This is a genomic window from Psychrobacillus sp., from assembly GCF_056205495.1.
The window spans coordinates 1-5,484 of the sequence record NZ_JBAEAP010000383.1 but is presented as its reverse complement, the minus strand read 5'-3'; the positions used below and the strand labels follow the sequence as shown (position 1 = coordinate 5,484).

At 36.3% G+C, this 5,484-nt stretch carries 6 protein-coding genes; 5 read left to right on the top strand and 1 reads right to left on the bottom strand.

The window, feature by feature from the left end; all coding sequences use genetic code 11:
* From AC06OU_RS11430 to AC06OU_RS11415, 4 genes are all read left to right on the top strand, one after another.
* On the top strand, positions 1 to 603 hold a 603-nt coding region (locus tag AC06OU_RS11430; protein WP_475855887.1), incomplete at its 5' end, for a beta-propeller domain-containing protein.
* Positions 604 to 867: 264 nt separating this feature from the next.
* Entirely contained in the window at positions 868 to 1,611 is a 744-nt protein-coding gene (locus AC06OU_RS11425; protein WP_475855885.1) for a threonine/serine exporter family protein, read from the top strand.
* A 12-nt stretch (positions 1,612 to 1,623) separates the two neighbouring features.
* Positions 1,624 to 2,076: a threonine/serine exporter family protein gene (locus tag AC06OU_RS11420; protein WP_475855883.1), complete on the top strand. Its 453-nt coding sequence runs from the start codon at positions 1,624 to 1,626 to the stop codon at positions 2,074 to 2,076.
* A gap of 161 nt (positions 2,077 to 2,237) precedes the next feature.
* A complete protein-coding gene (locus tag AC06OU_RS11415) occupies positions 2,238 to 2,969 on the top strand; it encodes an MBL fold metallo-hydrolase (protein ID WP_475855881.1) in 732 nt (243 codons plus the stop codon).
* A gap of 105 nt (positions 2,970 to 3,074) precedes the next feature.
* Here the strand turns inward: AC06OU_RS11415 and AC06OU_RS11410 are convergent, their stop codons facing one another.
* Positions 3,075 to 5,105: a sensor domain-containing protein gene (locus AC06OU_RS11410; protein ID WP_475855880.1), complete on the bottom strand. Its 2,031-nt coding sequence runs from the start codon at positions 5,103 to 5,105 to the stop codon at positions 3,075 to 3,077.
* A gap of 146 nt (positions 5,106 to 5,251) precedes the next feature.
* On the opposite strand from AC06OU_RS11410, the gene AC06OU_RS11405 reads away from it, so the two are divergent.
* The coding region (locus AC06OU_RS11405; RefSeq protein WP_475855879.1) for an EamA family transporter at positions 5,252 to 5,484 on the top strand (233 nt) is incomplete at its 3' end.

The window sequence follows — 5,484 nt, the reverse complement described above, 5'->3', positions numbered from 1 at the left end:
ACAGATCCATTGTTTGTGATTGATGTTGCCAATCCTACTAAGCCTCAAGTGCTTGGTGAATTAAAAATCCCAGGGTTTAGCAACTATTTACATCCGCTAGGTGAATCGCATTTAATCGGGTTTGGGTATGAAACTTCATCCGTTTTACCTGTCGGTAGTAAGGAACCTATTATACAGACAGAAGGGATTAAAATTTCTTTATTCGATGTGAGCGATTTTAGCAATCCTAAGGAAGTGGATACAGAGGTAATTGGTGGGCAGGGAACATACTCCCCTATTGTATATGACCATCATGCCTTATTCGAACATAGGGGAAAGAATCTTTTTGGCTTTCCCGTTATTATTTATGAAAAAAAGGAAGGCCAGGAATATAGCAGCTATAAACAGGATGGGGCATTCGTCTACGAAATAACACCAGAAAAAGGAATTGTTGTAAAGGCAAGTTTACTTAACAAGGTGAACCAAGCACAGCAATATGAGGAATGGGGAACGATGATCCACAGATTGATTTACTCGGATAACTCTATCTTTACAATTGGGATGAAGGAAATGAAAAGCTATCATATGGATACATTTAAGGAAACGGGCGTCCTTTCTTATTAATTTCAATAAATATTAACGTGGTTATGGATATTACTGTAAGCATTGATGACTGTCACCGCACATGTTCAATTAATTGGATGCTTGGTAGTTTATTAAAGTGTTAAGTCGACATTAGTCAATTTAACACTTTTTTCTTTTGCCTCCATCACTTTTTAGTAGGCTATTTATGAAATTAACTAAGGTAAATGTTATATTAGATTAAACATTTCTTATAAGGGAAATTAATAAAAAAAAGGTTTTGAAGATAAAGGAAGGTGAACGGCAATGAAAACGGATTATGAGCTAGCGGTAGAGTGCTGTTTACTTGCTGGTAAATTGATGATGGAAAGTGGGGCAGAGACATATCGAGCAGAGGATACAATGGACAGAATGGCCTTGTCGCAGGAATTAACCCAATCCCAAAGCTTTGTTACCCCAACTGGAATCCTCTTTAGTGGAAAAGACAATCTTCCAACACGATTAGTTAGAGTGAATAATAGAACAACAGATTTGGAAAAGATTGCTCTCGTAAATGCAGTTTCTCGTAAATTGGCCACAGCAGAAATAAGCTTGGAAGAAGCATACAAAGAGTTAAAAAGGATAGATGAAGAACATAAAATGATTGCTTTTTGGATTCGTATAGCAGCATCTGCTGTTGCATCAGGTGCGTTTTTATGGTTATTTGGCGCGTCATTAATAGATGTTCCTCACGCCATGCTTGCTGGTGGAATAGGCTTTGCCGTTGCTGATTTACTGGAAAGAAAAACAAGAGTGAAATTCTTTGCTGAATTTTTTGCTGCACTTATCATTAGTATGATTGCCACACTTTCCGTTCGTTATGGATATGGCGTTGAAATTGACAAAATTATTATTGGCTCGGTAATGCCTCTTGTTCCTGGCTTGCTTATAACAAACGCAGTCAGAGACTTAATGGCAGGGCACTTTATGTCGGGACTATCCAAGGGAGCAGAAGCCTTTCTAACTGCCTTCGCTATTGGAGCAGGAGTGGCATTTATACTATCTTTATAAGGAGGGATCGAGTTGACTTTTGTTCTACAAGGTATCATAAGCTTTATTGCAGCTGCCGCATTTGGAGTAATTTTTAACGCACCGAGAAAATCCCTCATATACTGTGGATTAGTTGGGATGGTCGGTTGGCTTGTATTCTCGATTATGAGATATTACACTGATGATCCTATTGTGTCTACCTTTGCTGGTGCATTCTCTATTGCATTTGTTGCTCATATAATGGCGAAAAAATTTAAAATGCCAATGATTATATTTAGTGTTGCGGGCATTATACCGCTCGTTCCAGGAGGTTCTGCTTATAATGCAATGAGAAATGTAGTCGAGGAGGATTACGGAACAGCTGTAGAATATGCTGCGCTTGCCTTAATGATTTCCGGAGCGGTTGCAATGGGGCTAGTTTTCGCTGAAATCATAACACAAATATGGCTACAGACTTTGAGGAAGAAGAAAGTAAAGCCTAGCTGAACAAATAATCCTCCCCGTTTTTTTGAGGGCGTGGTTAAGTAGATTACATAAAGCAGCTCCTGAAATTATATATTCGGGAGCTGCTTTTTTTATAAAAGAGGAAGTGGGAGGAGAAGTGACGAAAAAGTAATTAGGAAGAAAAAGAAATGGGGGAGCTTCATATGAAATGTAGGGTAATTGGAATGTGGGGAGGATATCCAAAAGAAAATGGACCTTGCTCAGGCTATCTAATTGAAAAAGGTGATTTTTCTGTGCTAGTAGACTGTGGAAGTGGAGTACTAATGGAAGTTCAAAAGTATATAAACTTGAATGATATAAACCACGTCATGCTGTCTCATTATCATTATGATCATAGTAGTGACATTGGTGCTTATTTGTTCTCCAGATTAGTTAACACTAAGATTGGTAGAGCAAATGAGCATTTACAAATATACGGACCTAATGATGAGGATATAAAAAGAAAAGTGGAGGAAGTAGAGTACTCTAAATTCTCCTCATTTAATGAAAAAAGTGAGATACATATTGGACCCTTTACTTTCACTTTTTTGAGGAATATCCATCCGGTCGAAACTTATAGCATTAAAATTGAAAGTGAAAATACAAAAATAGTGTATACATCAGATACAAGTTATATGAAGGAGCTAATTGATTTTGCTGAGGAGGCTGATTTACTAATTGTAGAAAGTAGTTTATATGAGAATATGGATGGCAGTTCATCTGGACATATGAATTCAAAAGAGGCAGGGCTACTAGCTAGTCAATCTAAAGCCAAAAAAGTGATTTTAACACACCTTCCACACTACGGAGATTTAGACAATCTGCTGAAAAGTGCTAGAAATGAAGGAAATGAAAATATTGATCTAGCCACTCCTGGAATGCTAATAGAGCTGTAAATAGGGGAAGTGGGATGATCCATATAATAATGTTAAGGCGTATTATCTATCTTGCTATACTATAGAAGAAGAGGTCCTGAGTAATTCAAGACCTCTTCTTTACTATTATACATTTTCTGTAGATCTAATTAACTTTTCAACTTGATCTGCAGTAATTGGTTCGCTAATATAGTAGCCCTGAACTGCATCACAGCCCATATCCTTTAGTGCATTATATTGTTCCTTTGATTCTACGCCTTCTGCAACAACCTTCACGCCAAGAGATTGTCCAAAATGGATTAAACCTTGGATCAGTTGCTGAAGTTTTTCTTGTTGCATGATGGAATTTACAAAAGATTTATCTATTTTCAGCTTGCCTATTGGTAGTAACTGTAAATATCTTAATGAAGCATAGCCCGTACCAAAATCGTCTAATGCAAAAGTTATTCCTTCTTGATGAAGGGTCTGCATTTGCTTCACAATATTTTTTTCTGCCTCAGCTTCCAATGCAAACTTCTCTGTAAACTCTAATTGTAATAGTTCTGGAGAACAATTATATTTTTTTAGCGCAGCACGTATAGCCTTGACCATATTTTTATCTCTAAATTCTCTTATGGAAGAGTTATAGCTAACCTTAACGGATAAGCCTTTTTCCTGCCAGATTGCAGCTTGTTCGCAGGATTTTTCTAGCATAAACATGCCTATTTCATTTATAAGTCCGGTTTCCTCTGCTATTGGTATTAACTCGTCTGGGTTAATAACTCCAAGAACTTCGTCTTCCCAACGAACTAAAGCTTCTACGGAAGTAACTTTCCCAGAAGTCACCTCACGTTGAGGTAAATACATAACATGAAAGTCATTATGGTTGAGTGCTTCTATTAATCTTTTTTCAATTTGTAGGGATCTGGTAAGCTTATGATGATCCGATTGAGAAAGGGATGAAATGATTCCCCCGCCCTCTAATTTTACTTTTTGAAGTGTTGTATTTGTTGCTTTTAAAAGATGTAAATAGGTCTGTTGGTCTTCAGGGAATCTAGTGATTGCTCCACTTACGGTTATTGGGATAACTTTGTTTTCCACATAAATTGGGTTTTGTTTTAAGAAATGTATGAACCCTTCAATATACCAATCGCTTAGTGGAGTGATTACGGCAAAGTCATCTCTGCCCGCTCGAGCTATAATAGAATCTTCAAAGTAGATTTTTAATCTTTTCGTTAGCTCTATCATTAGGAAGGATTCTGTTTCAACATCTAGTATTTCCTTTAACGTATAAAATTGATTGATGCTTATAAAAACAAATGAAAAGTTCTTTTGCTCCTCGATATGCTCATTAACAACTTGTTCTAAACGATGTCTACTCATCAGGCCTGTTTCTGCATCTACATAAGCAATTTCTTCTAGGCGGGTTTGTAATAATTTTTTTTCTGTAACTTCTTCTTCCAAAAGAATATAGTAAAGCGTATTATTTTCAATATCCGTAATTGGAATAGCTATAAGGTCGACCCAATAGCTGAGCCCGTCTTTAGTCATTTTTTCTACTGTACCTTGATAAGTACTGCCTCTTTGAATCGAGTTCATTATTCCATCTGCTACGGCAATATGCTCAGTCGTATTAGGAAAGAGCTGCCAAAAGGATTTACCCACGATTCTTTTAGGGGTCCAATTACTCTTTTTAAGGAAAAGATCGTTTGCGTGCATGATTAATCCTTCCTTATCAAGGTAGAGAACCATAAAGCTATGGGATAAAGCTTTCTTCAAGATTTCAAGTTCAAATGAAGCTGTTTGATCTGAACTTTTTATTTGATCGGTATCAAATTGGAATAAGACGTACGTTATATCATGAATAGTTAGGGATTTTAGTATAAGCGATGTTTTTAATAATTGTTTATCCTTTTTATACAATGTTACTGAATTAATGCGAATTGGTTCTTCTTTCGCGATAATTTTGTCCCATTTGGCAATCAGGTGACCGTGAGTATAATCATTAAAAAACGGTAAATTTGAACCCTTTACTTCTTCGGAAGTATATCCAAAGTGCTTTTCTGCTTCTTGGCTCCACCAAACGATATTACCACCCTCATCTGTCAAAAAGGTAGGGTATGGTATATGATTTAACACAGCTTCACTTAAATCCAGTTGTTTTTCCTGCAGATACATCGTCAGTCCCCCATAAAAATTATCTAATAGTAATTATACAGAATATAGATAATATAGTCATTAGCATAGAACAATATATTCATGAAAAATTAAAATATGGGTTAAAATACCTAATAAATATTTGAGTTACAAGGGAGGAAGTCAACATGAAACGGTCAAAGGGAATAATTTTAATAATTATTGGTTCTATTTTGTGGGGGGCTACAGGACCCATGATGGAATGGGTCCTACATAATAGTGAGTTAAGCGTGTCTTTTTTCTTAACCGTAAGGCTAATTGTTGCAGGCGTTAGTATTTTAATGTTTTTAACAATTCAACAGAAAAAGGTTTTTATTATATGGAAAGAACCAGTCTGGTTGAAGCAATTATTTATCTTCGC

Bases quoted from the DNA above. Each gene is read 5' to 3' on its own strand.
- AC06OU_RS11425 (WP_475855885.1), top strand. From the start codon at position 868: ATGAAAACGGATTATGAGCTAGCGGTAGAGTGCTGTTTACTTGCTGGT.
- AC06OU_RS11415 (WP_475855881.1), top strand. From the start codon at position 2,238: ATGAAATGTAGGGTAATTGGAATGTGGGGAGGATATCCAAAAGAAAAT.
- AC06OU_RS11410 (WP_475855880.1), bottom strand. From the start codon at position 5,105: ATGTATCTGCAGGAAAAACAACTGGATTTAAGTGAAGCTGTGTTAAAT.